The 18,991-nt window shown below is 64.2% G+C and carries 16 protein-coding genes and 1 tRNA gene; 7 read left to right on the top strand and 10 right to left on the bottom strand.

Annotation, left to right across the window (positions count from 1 at the left end; all coding sequences use genetic code 11):
- Positions 1 to 195: 195 nt before the first annotated feature.
- The 3 genes from NLI84_RS15670 to NLI84_RS15660 form a co-directional block, all read right to left on the bottom strand.
- On the bottom strand, positions 196 to 2,688 hold the full coding sequence (locus NLI84_RS15670) for a DUF1631 family protein (protein ID WP_255991604.1): 2,493 nt from the start codon (positions 2,686 to 2,688) through the stop codon (positions 196 to 198).
- Between the two features lie 215 nt (positions 2,689 to 2,903).
- Positions 2,904 to 4,958, bottom strand: coding sequence for a glycosyl hydrolase family 18 protein (locus NLI84_RS15665; protein WP_255991603.1), 2,055 nt, complete (start codon positions 4,956 to 4,958; stop codon positions 2,904 to 2,906).
- Positions 4,959 to 5,323: 365 nt separating this feature from the next.
- The gene (locus NLI84_RS15660; protein WP_255991602.1) at positions 5,324 to 6,493 is read right to left on the bottom strand and encodes an AI-2E family transporter; all 1,170 of its coding nucleotides are present in this window, start codon (positions 6,491 to 6,493) and stop codon (positions 5,324 to 5,326) included.
- Between the two features lie 199 nt (positions 6,494 to 6,692).
- Here NLI84_RS15660 and NLI84_RS15655 point away from each other — a divergent pair.
- Positions 6,693 to 6,768 (top strand) — tRNA-Phe (locus tag NLI84_RS15655).
- Between the two features lie 54 nt (positions 6,769 to 6,822).
- On the opposite strand, the gene NLI84_RS15650 is transcribed toward NLI84_RS15655, so the two are convergent.
- Complete coding sequence (locus NLI84_RS15650) at positions 6,823 to 7,122, bottom strand: MGMT family protein (RefSeq protein WP_255991601.1); 300 nt, start codon at positions 7,120 to 7,122, stop codon at positions 6,823 to 6,825.
- 101 nt (positions 7,123 to 7,223) lie between these two features.
- Complete coding sequence (gene ilvD, locus NLI84_RS15645; protein ID WP_255991600.1) at positions 7,224 to 9,083, bottom strand: dihydroxy-acid dehydratase; 1,860 nt, start codon at positions 9,081 to 9,083, stop codon at positions 7,224 to 7,226.
- A gap of 87 nt (positions 9,084 to 9,170) precedes the next feature.
- Between ilvD and lgt the strand changes: the two genes are divergently transcribed.
- The 4 genes from lgt (at position 9,171) to NLI84_RS15625 (ending at position 11,711) form a co-directional block, all read left to right on the top strand.
- A complete protein-coding gene (lgt, locus tag NLI84_RS15640; protein WP_255991599.1) occupies positions 9,171 to 10,034 on the top strand; it encodes a prolipoprotein diacylglyceryl transferase in 864 nt (287 codons plus the stop codon).
- A gap of 156 nt (positions 10,035 to 10,190) precedes the next feature.
- The gene (locus NLI84_RS15635; RefSeq protein WP_255991598.1) at positions 10,191 to 10,952 is read left to right on the top strand and encodes a 3',5'-cyclic-nucleotide phosphodiesterase; all 762 of its coding nucleotides are present in this window, start codon (positions 10,191 to 10,193) and stop codon (positions 10,950 to 10,952) included.
- Positions 10,949 to 11,446: a DUF456 domain-containing protein gene (locus tag NLI84_RS15630; protein WP_255991597.1), complete on the top strand. Its 498-nt coding sequence runs from the start codon at positions 10,949 to 10,951 to the stop codon at positions 11,444 to 11,446. Before NLI84_RS15635 ends, NLI84_RS15630 begins: the two co-directional genes overlap by 4 nt.
- A 67-nt stretch (positions 11,447 to 11,513) precedes the next feature.
- Positions 11,514 to 11,711: a hypothetical protein gene (locus tag NLI84_RS15625; RefSeq protein ID WP_255991596.1), complete on the top strand. Its 198-nt coding sequence runs from the start codon at positions 11,514 to 11,516 to the stop codon at positions 11,709 to 11,711.
- Here NLI84_RS15625 and corA read toward each other — a convergent pair.
- From corA to NLI84_RS15600, 5 genes are all read right to left on the bottom strand, one after another.
- Positions 11,670 to 12,683: a magnesium/cobalt transporter CorA gene (gene corA, locus NLI84_RS15620; RefSeq protein WP_255991595.1), complete on the bottom strand. Its 1,014-nt coding sequence runs from the start codon at positions 12,681 to 12,683 to the stop codon at positions 11,670 to 11,672. The genes NLI84_RS15625 and corA overlap by 42 nt on opposite strands.
- A 44-nt stretch (positions 12,684 to 12,727) precedes the next feature.
- Complete coding sequence (locus NLI84_RS15615; RefSeq protein WP_255991594.1) at positions 12,728 to 14,200, bottom strand: Ppx/GppA phosphatase family protein; 1,473 nt, start codon at positions 14,198 to 14,200, stop codon at positions 12,728 to 12,730.
- 104 nt (positions 14,201 to 14,304) lie between these two features.
- The gene (gene phoU / locus NLI84_RS15610; RefSeq protein ID WP_255991593.1) at positions 14,305 to 15,018 is read right to left on the bottom strand and encodes a phosphate signaling complex protein PhoU; all 714 of its coding nucleotides are present in this window, start codon (positions 15,016 to 15,018) and stop codon (positions 14,305 to 14,307) included.
- A gap of 216 nt (positions 15,019 to 15,234) precedes the next feature.
- Positions 15,235 to 15,891, bottom strand: coding sequence for a ribose-5-phosphate isomerase RpiA (rpiA, locus tag NLI84_RS15605; protein ID WP_255991592.1), 657 nt, complete (start codon positions 15,889 to 15,891; stop codon positions 15,235 to 15,237).
- Between the two features lie 73 nt (positions 15,892 to 15,964).
- Entirely contained in the window at positions 15,965 to 16,567 is a 603-nt protein-coding gene (locus NLI84_RS15600; protein ID WP_255991591.1) for a MarC family protein, read from the bottom strand.
- Between the two features lie 154 nt (positions 16,568 to 16,721).
- Between NLI84_RS15600 and NLI84_RS15595 the strand changes: the two genes are divergently transcribed.
- Both NLI84_RS15595 and NLI84_RS15590 read left to right on the top strand, forming a co-directional pair.
- Positions 16,722 to 17,768 carry a tetratricopeptide repeat protein gene (locus NLI84_RS15595; protein WP_255991590.1) on the top strand — a complete coding sequence of 349 codons (1,047 nt, stop codon included), beginning with the start codon at positions 16,722 to 16,724 and terminating at the stop codon, positions 17,766 to 17,768.
- A 95-nt stretch (positions 17,769 to 17,863) separates the two neighbouring features.
- Positions 17,864 to 18,952, top strand: a complete 1,089-nt coding sequence (locus NLI84_RS15590; protein WP_255991589.1) for a tetratricopeptide repeat protein — start codon at positions 17,864 to 17,866, stop codon at positions 18,950 to 18,952.
- Positions 18,953 to 18,991 lie beyond the last annotated feature (39 nt).

Raw genomic sequence — 18,991 nt, 5'->3', positions numbered from 1 at the left:
GGCGCTGGTCACCCTGCGCAAGCTGGGCTTTGACTTCAACATCGTTGGCGAGCAACTGCAAAGCGAAGGCCTCAAGCTGTTCGATGAGGCGTTCGAAAAGCTGCTGCAACTGACTGCTTAAGCCGTCGCGGGCCGGTCAGCCGGCCATGCACAACGGCGCCCCGCGGGGCGCCGTTTGCTTTGGGTGCTACGCGCTCAGGCCGGAATGGCGTCGAGGCGGTCGGCCGAATCGACCAACTGCTCGACCGCGCGCTCGAACAGCTCGCGCTCTTCGATGAACTGGGCACGGCCCGTGGTCAGCAGGCGGCGGAACAAGCGCATCGTGAGGATGGAGGGCGGGCGCTCCGCGCCAAAGCTCAGCACCAGCCGCCCGCCAGCGAGGTCCGGCCAGCTCAGCACTGCCGGCGTCGGGGCGCCGTCCAGATTGATTTTGATTCCGACCCCGCAGCGCAGGCGCGCCAGCGTGTCGTCGAAATCGTCGCTTCCCCCGTCGGTGCCTATCGTCCCGGCGGTCTCCAGCACCTCGGCATCGTCGACCTCGTCCTCGAACCACTGGTCGACGAGATCCAGCCCCGTTTCCAGCTCACGGATGGCTTCGGCCAAGAGCTGGCTATCGAGGCGCGAATTGCGCTGTGCGTATTTCTCAGCAGCCACGAAGGTCTCGTTTTCGACAAAGGCTTCGAAGCGCTCGCGAAAGAAGGCGAGCGGCGGGATAAGCAGGTCATTGCTGCTGCTACGCAAGGCCAGCTTGTGGGCATCGATCAAACGATGGAACAGCGCCTGCTCGTCTTCCTGCCGGCTCGCTTCGGCCAACCCCTGACGCAACGTGGCCAACATGCCTTGCAGCAGATTGCGCATCTCCAGGCGGTCGTCGTCGCTGAACTTGGGCGCCATGCTCCACACCAGCTCCGGCATCACCCGCCAGTAGCGTAGCGCGCGTTGCGCATCGTCGCGGCTGGCCTGCTCGATCACGCGGGCCCAGGTGTTGCGCAGGAAATGGTCGAGGTAATCGTCAAGCCGGATCTCGACCAGTGCCTCGGAAATCATCGCGACGATGCGTGCGAACTGCAGCGTACGCACCTCGGCGCGCTCCACCGCCTGCAACGCCGGCGCCACCTGCGCCTCGCTGCTGCGCAATTCGCGCGCGATAAAGGCATCGAGCTCATCGAGCATGCGTGAGAACAGCGCGGCGCTTTCCACTTCCTCGGCCAGCAGCGTCTCGACGATGTGGCAGATGGCGGTCACGACGCGCTCGCCCTGAGGATCGATCTGCTTGAGCGCCAGCGAGATCGAGCCAATGCGGTTCACCAGCGCGCGCGCCGGGTGGTTGCGCTCGGTAAGCAGCGTCGGATCCTGCAGCGCAAGCTTGAGCACCTGGAACTGCAGGCGCCCCAGCTGGGCCCGCACCTCGGCCGGCACGTTGGTGTCGCGCAGGATGAATTCGAACAGCATGGCAACGATATCGATCGTCATCTGCTCGCGATTGTCGCGGCTTTCCTTGGCCAGCGTACTGCGATGCTCGAGCAGCAGATTGCGCGGTTCGCCATCGTCACCCAGCGCCACTTGTTTCGCCACCAGCGTCGATTGCAACTGTGCCAGCTGCATCGCCAGCAGGCTGTTGCGCGCCGCCTCACCGGTCAACCCCGCGCCGCCTGCGCTATCGCTTTCACCGGACCACTGCAGAACGCCACCGAACAGCTTGCGCAGCATGGCGCCGGCGCGCTGTGTCCCGGACAGCCAGCCAGGCTGAGCCGAGGCCGAGGCCGGGGCGGAGGCGGCGGGCGCTGGCGCCGACCAACCCGGCTGCGGCGAGGGGGCGGCACTCTGGAAGGCGTGGACCATGTCGAGCAGGCGCTGCTCGCGCGACGGGCCGGCCGCTGCCGTGCCGCCCTGCGTCATCCCCTCGCTCGGCGTAACACCCGCGGACTGGAAACCGGCACCAGCACTCAGGCCATCCGCGCCGAGACCGAAGTCGGCGTCGGACGGGGCCTGGGTCACGCCATTTTGCTCGCCGGTTGCCATGGGCCGGCGCAACGAGGGCGCCGGCTGGATCTTGATCTGCAGCTGCGCGGCCAATCCGTGCCGCGCCAGCAAGGCATTGAGCGCCTCGTAGATATTGCACACCCTGCCGGCAAAGCCCTCGCACAATTGTTCCACCAGCATGCCGGCTGTCTCGCGCTCCAGCTGCAGCGTCTCCACTGCGTTGGAAACGCAGCGCGACAACAGATAGGGGCGAAACGGATTCTCGCGCTCCTTGACCGCCTCCTGGCCAAACAGCAAGGCGATGCGGATATTGAGATCGCGCAGTTGTTCGTCGGCCTCGTTGCGCAGGTATTTGGTGATAGCGTCGATCCGCAGCTCGTCCTCGAACGCGGTCTGGTTGACCAGCGACAATTCGACTGTGGAGAGCGCATTGGCGAACGATGGTCGCTCGCTGCTGTAGGCCGTCTTGAAACTGCGCACGAGCAGCTGGGACATCTGCGCCTGCAGCTGACGCCGCAGCAGCGCGCCCTGGCCGAGCACAGCCGAGCGTGCCTCCCAGAGCTGGCTGCGCTCCTTGCCAGATAGCGCGCGTTCCGCCTTGACGAATAATTGCTGTCCGGCCTGGCCGATCACATCGTCCAGTGCGTCATCGAACAGCCGCAGGAATTCGGCGCGTGTCGCCGCGAGCAGATCGTTGTGGTCCATCCCCATCACCCCGAGCGGTCCGGCGCCTTTGGGCGCCGATCGAAGCATTTGTCCTTAGGATAGGAGCAACTGCTTGATATTGTTATGGGTCCGAGTTTACCACGGCGCTCACGCATCTTCTGACCCAAACAGACAGTAACAATCTTACGCAACATATTGCACAAAAAAAACGGGCCCGAAGGCCCGTTCAAAAGAACCGAAACGTTGGAGACGTTTTACTGCTGGACTTCGCTCATGGTGCGAGTCAGGGTGGCATTGGCATCGTCCGCATCCAGCGACCAGCTGAACAGGCCGCCCAGGCCCTTGTTCTTCAGGTACTGGATTTTGGTGCGAATGGTGGTGGCATCGTCGTAACTCCACCAGTTGCTGCCATCGTACTGGTACAACTGCTTGGTGACCGGGTGATAGCGCTTGGTCCCCGGTGCATTCACCAGCGCCTTGTAGTCGCCATAGCCGGCCTCGGTGCTGGTACCGACCTTGCCCGGTGCGCCCGTGGCTGCCTGATAGAGGCCATCACCGGCGGCACCCGCCTTCACGCCCCCCCAGCCACGCCCGTAGTACGGGATGCCCAGTACCAGCTTCTTGGCCGGCATGCCGGCTTCGACCAGCCGGGTAACGGCCGTGTCGATGTTGTACGACGCGGCCGTGGTGCCGGCATACGGATCGGCCGGATCCGGATACAGGTGCGAGTGGAAGTTGGTCGGACCCGTGCCTTCCCAACCGCCGTGGAAGTCGTAGGTCATCACGTTCACCCAGTTCAGGTACTGGCTGTACTCGGCAGGCTCGGTATTGACGATCTTGTCGACGCCGGCACCGATCGCCACCGTCAGCAGGTACTGCTTGCTGTTGCTCGCGCCCAGTGCATCGAGCTGCGTGCGGAATTCCTTCAGCAGCAGCGAGAAGTTCTGGCGATCGGCGGCGGAACTGGTGTTGTACGGCTGGCCGCCACCGCCCGGGTATTCCCAGTCGATATCGATACCATCGAAGATGCCAGCGGCAGCGCCGGTACCACCGGCCGGATCACCATCGGCCTTCTTCAGGTTGCCCTTGATGTAGACGTCGATGCACGAACTCACCAGCTTCTGGCGCAGCGCCGGCGTTGCCGCAGCGGCGGAGAACCACTTGGACCAGGTCCAGCCGCCCAGCGAGATCAACACCTTCAGGTTCTGATGCTTGGCCTTGAGCTTCTTCAGCTGGTTGAAGTTGCCCTTCAGGGTGTTTTCCCACTCGTCCCCGACACCGTCGACCGAATCGGCCGCCTTGTAGTCCATCTGGTAGTCGGCCCAGGCGTCGCCACCGGTACCGGCTTGTGGATCGCTCTCGTTGGTCGAGCCCGGCTCCAGCTTGTTGATGCCGCTGGAGCACTGGTAACTGCCGTCGGCCTGCTTGTAGACGTTGCCGAAGGCGTAGTTGATGAAGGTGAGCTTGGCGGCGGCACCACTGGTATCGACGTGCTTCACGAAGAAGGCGCTGTCGTACACGCCCCACTGGGTGAAGTAGGAACCGACTTGCGGCGTGGCCGGCGCGGGAACGCCAGTGCCCGGGCTCGGCGTCACCGGAACCGGGGTCACGGGAACGGGCGTTACGGGGGCCGGCGTGACCGGTGCAGGGGTCACGGGCGCCGGGGTCACCGGTGCGGGCGTGACGGGAGCCGGTGTGACCGGGGCCGGCGTTACCGGCTTCGGCGTCGGAGTCAACGTCGGCGTGACGGTGGGGGTAGGAGACGGCGTGGCGCCGCAGGCACCGAGCGACTTCCAGACACCCCAGTCGCCGGATTGCGCCGGGGTGTCACCCTGCGTCCACCACTTGGCTTCGTAGTTCACGCCTTGATAAGTCACGCGCTGGCCGCCGGTATAGACCGACGCGGCGGCCCAGATCGGATAGCAGGCGCTCGGCGCCGGCGTCACGGGCGTGACCACCACCGGCGTCGGCGAGACCGGCGTAACCGTCGGCGTGTCGTTGCGCGTGGGAATCGGGGTGGGGATCGGCGTCGGCACCGGGGTCGCGGCCACCGGTGTCGGCGTAGCGGCACTGGTTACACCCAGGTCCTGCCACAACGTCGGTGTCGACTGCGGATTCCAGTTGGCGCCGGCGTAGGCGGTATGGGTCACCAGCGACTTGTAGTCGTGGCCGTTGTAGCTGACCACGGTCTCGGCGGTATAGGTGCTGCCTTCTTGCCATGCCGGCGCGGCAAAGACGCCGGCCGACAGGCAGAGGCCGACGACGAGGGCGGCGAGACCCTGTCGACGAGCGAACTGCATCGATTTCATTCTGATCCTCCAGATGGGTGGAATACCGATCGATCAATTGGTATTAAAGTTAACTACATATAAGACCAATTCGGCCACGCGATCGTACGCCAGCTCATCTGTCGAATCATTAATCATCGTTAATGTGACCCCGCCAGCGGCATGAACGGGCGAATGCCGGGAACGAGCGTAGTCCGGGTGCTCCATCGCTATGAGCACCATAGGGACAAGCGATTGGATTTATTGAGAATCGCTCTCAATAATTTGATTGAGACTCACCGGAGCGTCTGTCATGCACCCAAACAAAACGGGCCGTCATCCGGCCCGCTCGGTACAAAAGATCATCGGTTACGCCATACTCGTCGCCGGCTGGGGCGGTTGGCTGCTCAGTCTTTGACCTCGCCTGCGGGCCGCACGACCAACACCTCAGCCTCTCCGGCCAGTTCCGGCGGATCCTCATCCTCCACCTCGTCCGGTACCTGCAGCGTCGTCACCGAGGCGGACGTTTCCGCCATCCGCGTGCTGGCCCAGCTGCGCAGCAGCGTGTAGCTGACCGCCAGCAGCGTCGGGCCGAGAAACACTCCCAGCATCCCCCACGCCAGCGCCCCACCCAACACGCCGAGCAGGATCAGCGCAAAGGGCAGATTGCTTTCCTTGCCAATCACCAGCGGCTTGACCACGTTGTCCGCCGACGCCACCACCACCACCATCCAGATCGCCAGGAAAATGGCCCAGCCGGTCTGGCCGTGCATATGCAGCCACAGCGCCACCGGCAAACCCAGGAGGCTGGGCCCACCCGGTATCAACGACAAAAAGGCGCAGATCAGACCGAACGCCGCCGCATTGGGCACGCCGGCCAGCCAGAAGGCGAACCAGGCCAGCGCCGCCTGGACCAGCGCCGTGCCGATAAAACCGTAGACCACACCGCGCACGGTGCCGCCCGCCAGCTTCATCAACGCCTGCGCGCGCTCGCCACCGATACGGTGCAGCGCCCGCATCAGCCATTGCACGATCTCGTGCCCACTCACGTAAAGGAAGAACGACAGGAACAGGCTGAGGAGCAGCAGCAGCAAGCCGCTGCCCAGTGCCTTGCCGAACATCAGCAGGAACGCTCCCAACGGCTTCAGCCATTCGCGAATCTGGTTCAGCGTTTGCGGGTCACCCGCCGAGAGCTCGGCCCAGAACGTGGCGAGCTTGGCACCCAACCACGGCAATCCCGTCACCCAGACCGGCAACGCTGGCAAGCCGGCCACAATGCGTTCATGCAGCCACAGCGAAATCTCATCGACATTGGTCGCAAGCTCCACCCCGGCAAACACCAGCGGCACCAGGATCAGCGAGGCAAACAAGCCAAGCAGTACCAGGGCGGCCAGCGTGCGGCTGCCCCACAGCCACCCAGCCAGGCGCAAAAAGGGCTGCCAGGTTGCAAATACCAGGATACCCGCCCACGCGAGCGCTGCGATAAATGGCGCCATCACCTGGTACGACAGCGCCAGCAATGTCACCACCACACCCGCGGCTATCGCCGGTTCGATCCAGCGCGTATAGCTGTTCATCTCACCCTCCCCATTTCTGTCATGCGTCGCGGCATTCTAGTGCCTGCGTTTGGCAAAAGCATGGGGGCACGCAGGTGTCACCCACTTTTGCAGCCAGGCGAACCTGCTCGCACACGCCCGCCAAACCGGCCTTCGGAGAAAATGTGGCGCAAGGGTTGACAGCAATGAGCCGGTACGGTTTAATGCGCCTCTCTTCAGCGGCCAGTTAGCTCAGTTGGTAGAGCAGCGGATTGAAAATCCGCGTGTCCGTGGTTCGATTCCGCGACTGGCCACCAAGAATACCGCAAGAAAAAAGCCGGCTTTATGCCGGCTTTTTTCTTGCCTGCCGATCAAGGCCGGTGCCACGGCGCGGTACTCGCCGACTCCAGTACCACCCCCTCCTGCTCCAGCAGCATCCGCTGCAATTCATCCTGCCCATCCATGCCGCGTACGCTGACCTTGCCTTGCGCATTGATCACGCGGTACCACGGCAGGCTGGCATCGAGCACGCGGCCGACCATGCGGGCGTGGCGCGGGTAACCCGCCGCGCGCGCTACATCGCCGTAGCTCATGACCTGGCCATAGGGGATTTGGGCCACAACGGCACGGATGGCCTCGCGGATGGTGGCGCTGTCAGTCGGTTTCTTCATGGCGCGCTTGAAGCTACTGGGATCGTTGAGTTTAACGGCAGGCGTCGGCCAGCAAAAACGGGATGGCCCAGCCATCCCGTTTTTCATGTGCCATACATCGCTTACTGGTGCTCGACCTGGCTCACATCGCGCACAGCGCCGGTATCGGCACTGGTGGTCATCGCCGCGTAGGCGCGCAACGCCGGGCTGACGTAGCGCTCGCGGTTCACCGGTTTCCAGGCCAGCGCCTTGCCCTTGGCTTCCATCTTGCCGCGTCGATGCGCCAGCTCTTCCATGCTCACAGCAAGCTCGATGGTGCGGTTCGGGATGTCGATGACGATGGTGTCGCCCTCTTCCACCAGACCGATCGCGCCGCCTTCTGCGGCCTCCGGCGAGCAGTGGCCGATCGACAGGCCCGAGGTACCCCCCGAGAAGCGGCCATCGGTCAGCAAGGCGCAGGCCTTACCCAGGTCCTTGGACTTCAGATAGCTGGTCGGGTAGAGCATTTCCTGCATGCCCGGGCCGCCCTTGGGGCCTTCGTAGCGGATGACCACGATGTCACCGGCGACGATCTGGTCAGCGAGGATGCCGGCCACCGCATCGTCCTGCGATTCGAAGATGCGTGCGCGGCCGGTGAACTTGAGGATGCTGTCGTCCACACCCGCGGTCTTCACGATGCAACCGCGCTCGGCGATATTGCCATACAGCACGGCAAGGCCACCGTCCTGGCTGTAGGCGTGCTCCTTGCTACGGATACAGCCTTCGGCGCGATCGATGTCGAGATCCGGGTAACGCATGCTCTGGCTGAAGGCGATGGTCGTCGGGATGCCCCCCGGCGCGGCTCGGTAGAAATGGTGCGCCACGCTGTCGTCCGGGTTCTGCATCACATCCCACTTGGCGAGGGCTTCACCCAGCGTCGCGGTATGCACGGTCGGCACGTCACGATTAATGAGGCCGGCACGGTCGAGTTCGGCCAGGATGCCGACCACGCCGCCGGCGCGATGCACGTCTTCCATATGGTACTTCTGCGTGGCCGGCGCCACTTTGGCGAGGCACGGTACGCGGCGGCTGATGCGGTCGATATCGGCCATCTTGAAGTCGACGCCGGCCTCGCTGGCAGCGGCCAGCAGATGCAGCACAGTGTTGGTCGAGCCGCCCATGGCCACGTCGAGGCTCATGGCGTTCTCGAACGCGGCGAAAGTGGCAATATTGCGCGGCAGCACGCTGGCGTCGTCCTGCTCGTAATAGCGACGCGCCAGTTCGACGATGGTGCGGCCGGCCTGCAGGAACAGTTGTTTGCGGTCGGCATGGGTCGCCAGCAGCGAGCCATTGCCCGGCAGCGACAGACCCAGCGCCTCGGTCAGGCAGTTCATCGAATTGGCGGTGAACATGCCCGAGCACGAGCCGCAGGTGGGGCAGGCGCTGCGCTCGACCGCGGCCACTTCCTCGTCGCTGACCTTGTCGTTGGCCGCCTCGACCATGGCGTCGACCAGATCCAGCTTGCGGATCTCTCCGTGCCAGTCGACCTTGCCCGCTTCCATCGGCCCGCCGGAGACGAAGATCACCGGCACGTTCAGCCGCAGCGCAGCCATCAGCATGCCGGGGGTGATCTTGTCGCAGTTGGAGATGCAGACGATGGCATCGGCGCAGTGCGCGTTCACCATGTATTCGACCGAATCGGCGATCAGTTCGCGGCTGGGCAGGCTGTAGAGCATGCCGCCGTGGCCCATGGCGATACCGTCGTCCACGGCGATGGTATTGAATTCCTTGGCGATGCCGCCGGCCTTTTCGATCTCGCGCGCCACCATCTGGCCCAGGTTATGCAGGTGCACGTGGCCCGGAACGAACTGGGTGAACGAGTTGGCGATGGCAATGATGGGCTTGCCGAAATCGCCATCCTTCATGCCGGTGGCACGCCACAGGGCGCGCGCGCCGGCCATGTTGCGGCCGTGGGTGGAAGTACGGGAACGATAGGCGGGCATGGCGGTAAATCCTTGAGAAACAGCGACTACGAAGCCGGTGAAAGGAAGCAGGTATAATGCGCCGATTTTATCGGAAAGCCCCAGCCCATGCTCATCCACCCGCAATTCGACCCCATTGCCGTTTCGCTCGGACCGGTGTTTGGCATCGGCCCGCTTTCCGTGCACTGGTATGGCCTGATGTATCTGGTGGGTTTCGTGCTGTTCTGGGCATTGGGTCGGCTGCGCATCCGCAATGGCCTGCACCAGGGCTGGCGCGTGGAAGAGATCGACGATCTGCTGTTCTACGGCGTGCTCGGTGTGATCCTGGGCGGCCGACTGGGTTACGCCTTCTTCTACAAGGCGGATTTCTACCTGTCGCATCCGCTGGAAGTCCTCAAGGTGTGGGAAGGCGGCATGGCATTTCATGGCGGCTTCCTCGGCGTGCTCGCCGCCATGTGGCTGTACGGCAGAAAAACCGGCCGAACGTTCTTCCAGGTGACCGACGTGATTGCCCCGCTGGTGCCGCTGGGTCTGGCCGCCGGGCGCCTGGGCAACTTCATCAACGGCGAGTTGTGGGGTCGCGTCACCGAGCCGACGGCCTGGTGGGCCATGGGCTTTCCGCAGGCGCAAAGCGCCGATGCCCGCGAGGTGCTGAGCCACCCACAGTGGCACGATTGGCTGCTGCAATACGGCGTACTGCCGCGCCACCCCTCGCAGCTCTATCAATTCGCACTCGAAGGCGTGCTGCTGTTTGTGATCCTGTGGTTCTACTCGGGCAAACCGCGCAAGACCGGCCAGGTATCGGCGGTCTTCCTGATCGGCTACGGCGTGTTCCGTTTCATTGCCGAATTCGCCCGCGAGCCCGATGACTTCCTGGGTCTCTTGGCCGGCAACCTGTCGATGGGCCAGTGGCTCAGCCTGCCGATGATCGTGCTGGGTATCGTGTTGTTCTGGCGCAGCTCGCGCCACTAACAGCGGGGCGGTGCCGGTATACGGCAAGGCGCAAGGTACACCGCAGCATGCGCGGCTTGCCACGCGGCAGCGCCTCGACCATGTCCCGAACCCTTGGGCCGGCGCGGCAGTGAAAAGCGCGTAGGCAGGCGCTAAGCTGGGGGCGGAGGGCTGGTCATGCGACTCACCGTACTCGGCTGCTCGGGCGGCATCGCCGCCGACTTGCGCACCACATCGCTGTTGCTGGGTACGCACACACTGATCGATTGCGGTACCGGCGTCGGCGATCTCTCACTGGCGCAGTTACTGGCCATCGACACCGTTTTCCTTACCCACAGCCATCTGGACCATACCGCGCTGCTACCGATGCTGGCCGACGCACGGCTATCGCACAGCCAGGGCACGCTCACGGTCCACACCCGGCCGGAAACGAGCACGGCGTTGTGCCAACACCTGTTCAATGGCGCGTTGTGGCCCGATTACACCCGGATGCCCAGCGATGACCAGCCCGCGCTGCGCTTTGCCCCACTCCAGGTCGGGGACGTGCGCGATGTCGACGGGATAGCCATCGTTGCCCTGCCCGCCAATCACAGCGTGCCCGCGCTTGGCTTCCTGCTGCGCGGCGCGCGGCGCACCGTGGCGTTTTCCGGCGATACCGGCCCCTGCCCCGACTTCTGGGCCATCCTCGCCTGCGAAACCGGGCTGACCGACGTCATTGTCGAAACCACTTTTGCCAACGCCCAGCATCAGGCTGCGTTGCGCGCAGGCCACCATACCGCGGCGACGCTCGCCCCTTGTGCTGCGGGCCTGCCCGCCAGCGTGCGGCGCTGGATCACCCACCTGGAACCCGGCCACGAGGCGGCGCTGGGCGCGGAACTTAACGCCAGCCTGGGCACTCCGTTCCAGCTATTGCAACGCGGAAACGACTTCGAGCTATGAGCGAATTTGCCACGGCGGAATCCATCTATTACGTCATTGCGGCGCTGTTGGTTCTGGGCGGGCTCATCGGCACGCTGCTCCCCATGCTGCCCGGAACGCCGCTGATGTTCGCCGGCATGCTGCTCGCCAGCTGGGCCAACGGTTTTGTCCGGGTGGGATGGATCACGCTGACGATACTGGCCGTCCTGGTCCTGATCTCGGTCGTGCTCGACTACGTGGCGGGCGCGCTCGGGGCGAAGAAATACGGTGCCAGCAAGGAAGCCTTGTGGGGCTCCATCATCGGCTCGGTCGTTGGCGTGTTCGGTGGCGTGATCGGGCTGTTGCTGGGGCCGTTCGTCGGCGCGGCGCTCGGCGAGTATTACGCCCGTCGTGATCTGGAACGCGCCGGCCAGGTCGGCTTCGCAACGTGGCTGGGACTGATTCTGGGCGCCATCGCCAAGGTTGCGATCGCACTGGCCATGCTCGGCACTTTCGCATTCGCCTGGTTTTTCTGAGTATCCGCGCCAGCGAGCACGAAAATTGCGGCTAAGGTGAAATCAGTCGGCAGCCAGGAGCCGCGCCATGCCCACCTTCACCCCAGCATCAGCGAGTCTCGGCCTGGTGCTACCTCGCGGCCCCGAGCGCCGCCATCTGTCTGCCCAGAATGGTTTTCCCTTGATCACCGAAGAAGGCCTGGTGCTCATCGAGCGGCGCAGTGGTCAGGAGCGCCGCAGCCAGTCAGAACCAGCGCCGCAGCCGGAAAAACCCGATCAGCATTAGCGCCAGCAGCGCCATGCCGCCCAGTACGCCGAAATAGCCCCAGCGCCAGTGCAGCTCCGGCATCACGTCGAAGTTCATTCCGTAGATGCCGGCGATCAGCGACAGCGGCATAAAGACCGTCGTGATCGCGGTCAGCACGCGCATCTGCAAATTCATCCGGTGTGACTGCAAGGCCAGATGGGTATCCTGCAGGCTGCCCAGCAGATCGCGCAGCGCCTCGGTCGATTCGATCAGCTGCACGCAATGGTCGTACACATCGCGTAGATAAAGCTGGGTTTCGGCATGGAAGAAGTCGGGCTCGTCACGCTGCAGCACGTTCACCATCTCACGCGTCGGCCATAAACCGCGCTTCACCGTCAGCAAGGCCCGCCGCAAGCACTGGATATCGTTCAAGTGCGCGGGCAAAGGGCCGGCGGTGATCTCGTCATCGAGCAACTCGATGCGTTCGCCCATGGTTTCGAGGACGCCGAAATAGCGATCAACCAGCTTGTCGAGCAAGGAGTAGACCAGGTAATCGGCCCCCAGCGCGCGCACCTGCGATTGCGCGCTCTTGAGCGCCACGCGGATGTTGTCGAAGGTGCCGGTCGGTTTCTCCTGGAAAGTGAGCACAAAGCCCCTGCCCAGCACGATGGCGATCTGCTCGCTGCCGATCAGCCCATCGTCGGTCGAATGGACCAGCCGCGCCGTGACGAAGAGGTAACCGGGATAGACCTCGACCTTGGGCCGCTGCTCGGTATTGAGGATGTCCTCCATCACCAGCGGGTGCAGGTTGAAGCGCTTGCCGATGTATTTCAGCAGCTCGACATCACCGAGACCATGCAGATTGAGCCAGAAGGTCTTGTAGGTCGGCTCGTAGCGCCTGCCCTCCTCCAGCGAGGTAAAGCAGGTTTCGAGGAACTCACCGTCGTTCGGGCCGAACTCGATCAGCGTTGCCAGCGTCGCCTCGGGCTGATGCGGGCCGACGTAGCGCATCGTTCCCGGCGGCGACCCGGCCTTGTCCGAGCGGGGATGCTGCCTCAGTCGACTTGCAAGTTTAGGGCTCGTCCGCTTTTTAGCCATGCGCGTGCCTCCTCCTCCAAGGCGTATCGGGTCAGTGGGTGGGTTTGCAGCCAGGCCGCAGGCAAGGCCAGCCTGTGCCCCTGTCCTTGGGCCGCCAGTGATAGCGGCGGCAGCGTATCGTCCATACGGTTGCGGCAGAACAGCAATGCCAGCCGCAGGGCGAGCACGGCCGACCACTCCGTCTCGCCCAGCCCCTCGCCATCGAGCTTGGAGAGCTTGCCCTGCTGCGCCAGCACCAGCGCCGCCAGCCGCGCCTGCTCGCGGCGCGAGAAACCCGGCATGTCGGCATTGCGCACGATATAGGCCGAATGCTTGTGAAAGCTGGCGTGCGAGATCGAGCGCCCGATTTCATGCAGCCGGGCCGCATCCATCAGGCTGCGCGCCACGTCGCTGCGCGCGCAGGCCAGTTGGCCGAACAGCGCCGTCGCCAGCTGCGTCACCCGCGTCGCCTGCGCCTCATCGACCTGGTGGCGCCGACAGAACGCCGCCACCGTGTCATCGCGCACGTCGGTCTGTGCCTGCCGGCCCATCAGGTCGTAGATCACGCCGTCGCGCAGCGCGCCGTAGGTAATGGTCATTCGGCCGATGCCGAACGCGGCGAACGCGGCCGCCATGATGGCAAAGCCACCCGCCAGCACGGGCCGGCGATCGGCGCGCAGCCCGTCGAGCTCCACCCGGTCCACGTGGCCGGCGCGCAGCAAAACCTCGCGCAGCCGTACCAGCCCCTCAGCGGTAATGCCCGTGGGCGAGAAGTCGTTGAGCTCCAGGATGTCGGACAGCGAGCGTGCAGTGCCCGAGGTTCCGATCGCGCTTTGCCAGCCCGAGGCGGCGATGTCGGCCACCAGGGGCTGCAGCACGTTGCGCGCGGCGAGCTCAGCCCGCTCCAGCCGGGCCGCGTCGATCACGCCATCGGGAAAGAAGAGCAGGCTCCACGACACGCAGCCCATCAGCGTGCTTTCGGTCAGTAACGGCTTGAACTGGCGACCGACAATCAGTTCGGTCGAGCCGCCGCCGATATCGACCACCAGCCGCTTCTCACGCGTGGCGGGCAGGCTGTGCGCGGCGCCCAGATAGATCAGCCGCGCTTCCTCGCTGCCGCCGATCACGTCGATGGGAAAGCCGAGCGCGGCCTCGGCGCGGGGCACGAACTCGGCCGCATTCTTGGCAACGCGAAAGGTATTGGTCGCCACCGCCCGCACCTGGTTCGGTTCGAGCCCGCGCAGGCGCTCGCCAAAGCGAGCCAGCGCTGCCAGCGCCTCGGCCTGTGCCGATTCGGTGAGGAAACCCCGTGCATCGAGCCCGGCGCCAAAGCGCACCGTTTCCTTCAGCGTATCGATCGGCAACAGCCCACCATCGACGATACGCGCCACTTGCAGGCGAAAACTGTTGGACCCAAGGTCGACCGCGGCAATCAGCGCGCTATCCGGCATGGTGTATGGAAAAGATGACGACGGGTGTCAACATACCCGGCGCCTTGCCGCTTGGCAAACGACCAGGGCGGCGCATGGCCGCCCCGGATCGTTGCGCGAAACGGCTATTCGGCTTTGGGTGTGAGCACCACGCGTTCCATTTCGTCGGCACCCTTGTGACGTACATCCTCACCCTTGACCAGATATACCACCTGTTCGGCGATATTCACCGCCAAGTCGCCGATGCGTTCGATCGCCTTGGCGATCCACAGGATGTCCAGGGTCAACGAAATCGAGCGCGGATCTTCCATCATCACCGTGATCAGCTGACGTTGTAGCGCACGATACTCGTTGTCGATGATCTGGTCGGCCCGCTTCACTTCAGTGGCCGGCACCGCGTCAAGACGGGCAAACGCGTCGAGCGACTTGGCCAGCATGTCGAGCGCCTGCTGGGCGATATGGTTGAGCTCGGCGAAACGCGGCACCTGCAGCTTGCCGGCATCGAAGATGTTCTTGGCGCGCTGGCAGATGCGGGCGGCCTTGTCACCGATGCGCTCCAGGTCCTCGACCGACTTGATCACGCTCATCACCATGCGCAAGTCGCTCGCGGCTGGCTGGCGACGCGCGATCATGTGGATGCACAGATCATCCAGTTGCACATGCATTTCGTTGACGCGCTCTTCCTGCTCGATCACCTTCTCGATGATCGCCATGTCACCGTTGGCCAGCGCCTGCATCGACAGGCGTACCTGCTCCTCGACGAGGCCCGCCATGGCCAGCACGCTGGAACGTATGGTTTCGAGTTCGGCATCAAACTGCTTGGAAATGTGGTCAGACATGCGGCGTCTCTGTTGCGGCGTATTCATGGCAAGTTAGCAGCTCCAGGTTACGTAAATGTTTCAAACGGGTTGCAGGTGGCACCGCCGCAGCGGCTGGCGCGCGTGGCATTGCAGCGCCACCGGCATGGGCCGATGGTAGCCAACACCGGCAAAGGCCGCTGCAAAAACAAGGCGCCGACCCGAGGATCGGCGCCAATTGCAACAGTGCTGTAATAATCAGCGGTAGGTCTTCACACCCTCGCGCGTGCCCAGCAGCAGCACGTCGGCGCGGCGGCGCGCGAAGATGCCATTGGTGACCACACCGGTGATGTGATTGATCTCGGACTCGAGCCTGCTCGCCTCGACGATCTGCAGGCCATGCACATCGAGAATGATGTTGCCGTTGTCGGTAACCACGCCCTCGCGATAGGCCGGATGACCGCCCAGCTTCACCAGTTCGCGCGCCACGTAGGAGCGGGCCATCGGGATCACCTCGACCGGCAGCGGGAAATCCCCGAGCACGCGCACGTATTTGCTCTCGTCGGCGATGCAGACGAACTGCTCCGCGACGGCGGCGACGATCTTCTCGCGCGTCAGCGCCGCGCCGCCACCCTTGATCATCTGCAACTGGTGATTGATCTCGTCCGCGCCATCGACATACACCGGCAACCGGTCGATGCCATTGAGGTCGAACACGGCGATACCATGACCCTTGAGCCGGGCGACCGATGCTTCGGAAGACGACACCGCGCCGACGATACGCCCCTTTTGCTTGGCCAGGGCATCGATGAAATGGTTGGCGGTCGAGCCGGTCCCGACGCCGACGATGCTGTCATCCGGTACAAAGGCGAGCGCAGCCTCGGCTGCGGCGCGTTTCATTTCATCCTGGGTCATGGCGTCTCCTTGGCAAGATGGGATTTCGTGCCCGAATTGTAGCGGCAAAGCGCCACGCTGCCCTTGTCCGCGATCACGAAGCGAGGCTGCCAACGTAGAGGCGTATGCCGTCTAGCAACATCTGCACCGCGATCGCGGTCAGCACGAGGCCCATCAATCGCTCGAAGGCAATGGTGACCCGCTCGCCCAGCCAGAGGCTGATCTTCTCCGAGAACGCCAGCGCCAGGCCACAGATCAGCATGGTCAGCGCCAGCGCCGCCACCCATTCCCACAACCGCGCCGGCTCGCGCGACACCAAGAGCAGCACGGTGGCCAGCGCCGAAGGCCCGGCGATCAGCGGGATCGCCAGCGGCACGACAAAGGGCTCCTCGGTCTCGACCTCGGCGGTACTCGGTGGTGGCGGAAACACCATGCGCAAGGCGATCAGGAACAGGATCACCCCACCGGCGATGCCAAGCGAAGTCTCGGACAAATGCATCAGCTGCAGGAACTGCCGGCCAAACAACATGAAGGCGAACAGCACGCAGAACGCGACCAGGATCTCGCGCACCACGACCATGCGCCGCCGCGCGGGCGGCACCCGCTTCATCAGCGCAACGAAGATCGGCAGGCTGCCGAATGGATCGGTGACGAGCAGCAGCAGCACGAACCCGGAAAGAAAAGTAGTCGACTCCATCGCTGCATCGTAACCGCGAGCGGGCCGTGGACAATGGGGGCTAACCCTAGGCCGTGAATCGACATTCAGACAGGGCTGCGTCATCAGCTAAACGGGTGCAGCGCTACGCCGGCGCCGGCATTAGACTGCGAGTATTACGTTCCCCGCCCACATCATGCTGCAACCCACCCTGCGTATCGACCATGCTCAGCTGCTCGCGGAAATCAAAACCGCGACCTTTGTCGAGCCGACGCGCGCACGCGTGCTGTGTCTGCGGCTACTCGACAGCGCGCGACACGGGCACGACCCGGAGGCGTTGATCCGCGCCGCACTGCAGCTCTCGCTGATCGAGGATCAGCTGGGGGAAGTGCAGGAGGCCGCGTATGCGCTGGTCGAAGCGCTGGCCCATTGCGAGGAATTCGGCTTTCGCGCGCTGGAGGCCGATGTACTGGAGCAGCTGGGCCGTTGCCACTACACCCAGGGCGACTACCAGCCGGCACTCGACTACTGGGAACGCTGCGTCCGGTTCTGTCGCGGCAATCCGACGCTGCAACGGGTTCAGACGCAGGCGCTCGTCGGTATCGGGCAGTTGTGCGACGCATGCGACGACCACGAGCAGGCGGTTCGCATGCACACCGCGGCGCATGCCCAGCTCGATCGAATTCAAGACCCCTACCTTTCTGCCATGGTCAAGATCAACCTGGGTTACAACCAGTACAAGATCGGCGACTACACGGCGGCGGAGACCTCGCTACAGGCCGCGATCAAGCTATGTCGCGAACACACCTTCCCGCATCACGAAGCGGAAGCGCTCTATCGGCTGGCGGAATTGCGCATCGCCCAGGCGTATCCGGACGAGGCCGCCAAGCTCGTGGCCGATGGGCTGATGCTGGTCTGCGAAACGCCGTATCACTGGGGTGAGGTCAACCTGCTGTCGCTGCACGCCACCTTGCTGGCGGATCAGGGTGCGATCGAGGCCGCGCTGCAGGACACGCATCGTGCACTCGATATCGCGCAACACGACGGCATGCGCCACCTTCAGGTGAGGCTGCATGAGCAGGCCGCCGATTATGCCGCCCAAGCCGGCAAGTCTGCGCTGCACGACGAGCATCGGCGCCAGGGCCAGCAATTGCGGCTGCATCTGGATATCGTGCGCCCAGCACGCGCCGCACCGCGCCTCGGGCACCTGGATAACCTCTTGAACGCCGACTTCAAGCGCTAGCCCAGGCGGGATGGCCGGGCTACTCCGACCAACGGTCGGCATGGTCTTGCTGGCGGCAAGCTCTTACAATGGGCGTAACACGGTCTCCGGCCATCATGCTCTCCACCACGCCAGAACGAGCGCGCCTGCTCGACGACATCGCCAGCATCACCTTCGACGATCCTATCGCCGCCTTCCGGCTATGCCAGCCGTTATTGAACGAAGCGCGTGCGGCCAGTGACATTGTCGGCATCGTGCGCGCCGCGACACAGCTGTCGTTGATCGAGGACCAGCTGGGCATCCGCGAGGAAGGTGGTCTCGCGATCGCGGAAGCGTTGCAGTTGTGCCAGCAATACCAGCTCACTGATCTCGAGCCTGCGGCGCAGGAGCGCATGGGCCGGCATTGCTACACCTCGGGCGACTACCTGACCGCCGCAGGCGCCTGGCTGCGTTGCTTGATGCTGTGTGGCAATGATGCAACCCGGAAGCGCATCCGGGTGTTGGCGCTGGTCGGCCTCGCCCATGTCTGCAGTGCCTGCGGCGACTACCAGCGTTCGATCGCCTTTTTGCAGGCCGCGGACCGATTGCTCACTGGCAGCGACGACATCTACATGGTCGCCAAGGTCCGCATCACGCTGGGCTGGGATCTATGCATGATTGGCAGTCGCGACGAGGCACGCCAGATGCTGGAAAGCGCGCTGGCACAATGCCGGGAGCACGATTTCGGCCACTACCAGGCTGAACTGCTGCTGCGATTGTCCGAACTGCGACTGGAGGAAGGCGCGCTCGATACCGCCGAACAGATGCTGGAGGAAGCGATGGAGCTCCTGGTGTTCACGCCATCGCATTGGTGCGAGGCCAACGTGCTCGCCGCACTGGCCACGGTCCGCCGGCACCAGGGCGAATACGAACAGGCCATACGCCTGCTGCAGCGCGGGCTCGACATTGCCAACAGCGACGGCATGCTGCATGTCGAGGCCAAGCTGCGCTATCAGTTGGCAGAGCTCGCGCAGGCCACCGGCCGCCAGGAGCTTGCCGCGGAGCAGCGCCAGCGCGCGCAGGTGCTGCAGGCCCAGATCGATCAGCATCTCCCCGTCACCGGCCAGACCGACTGGTACGTGATCGACGATGCAATCGCGCGCTTTGCCAGCCCGATCGAATCTAGGGGCCGTGGCGGCTCGTCGCCGCATGCGGGCAATGCGTAGGCCGACCATCGCTGAACAAAAAGCCCCGCAATCGCGGGG

Origin of the sequence: Chitinolyticbacter albus (assembly GCF_024437655.1) — a bacterium.
GTDB classification, from domain to species: domain Bacteria; phylum Pseudomonadota; class Gammaproteobacteria; order Burkholderiales; family Chitinibacteraceae; genus Chitinolyticbacter; species Chitinolyticbacter albus.
This window is presented reverse-complemented; position numbering and strand designations above follow the sequence as displayed.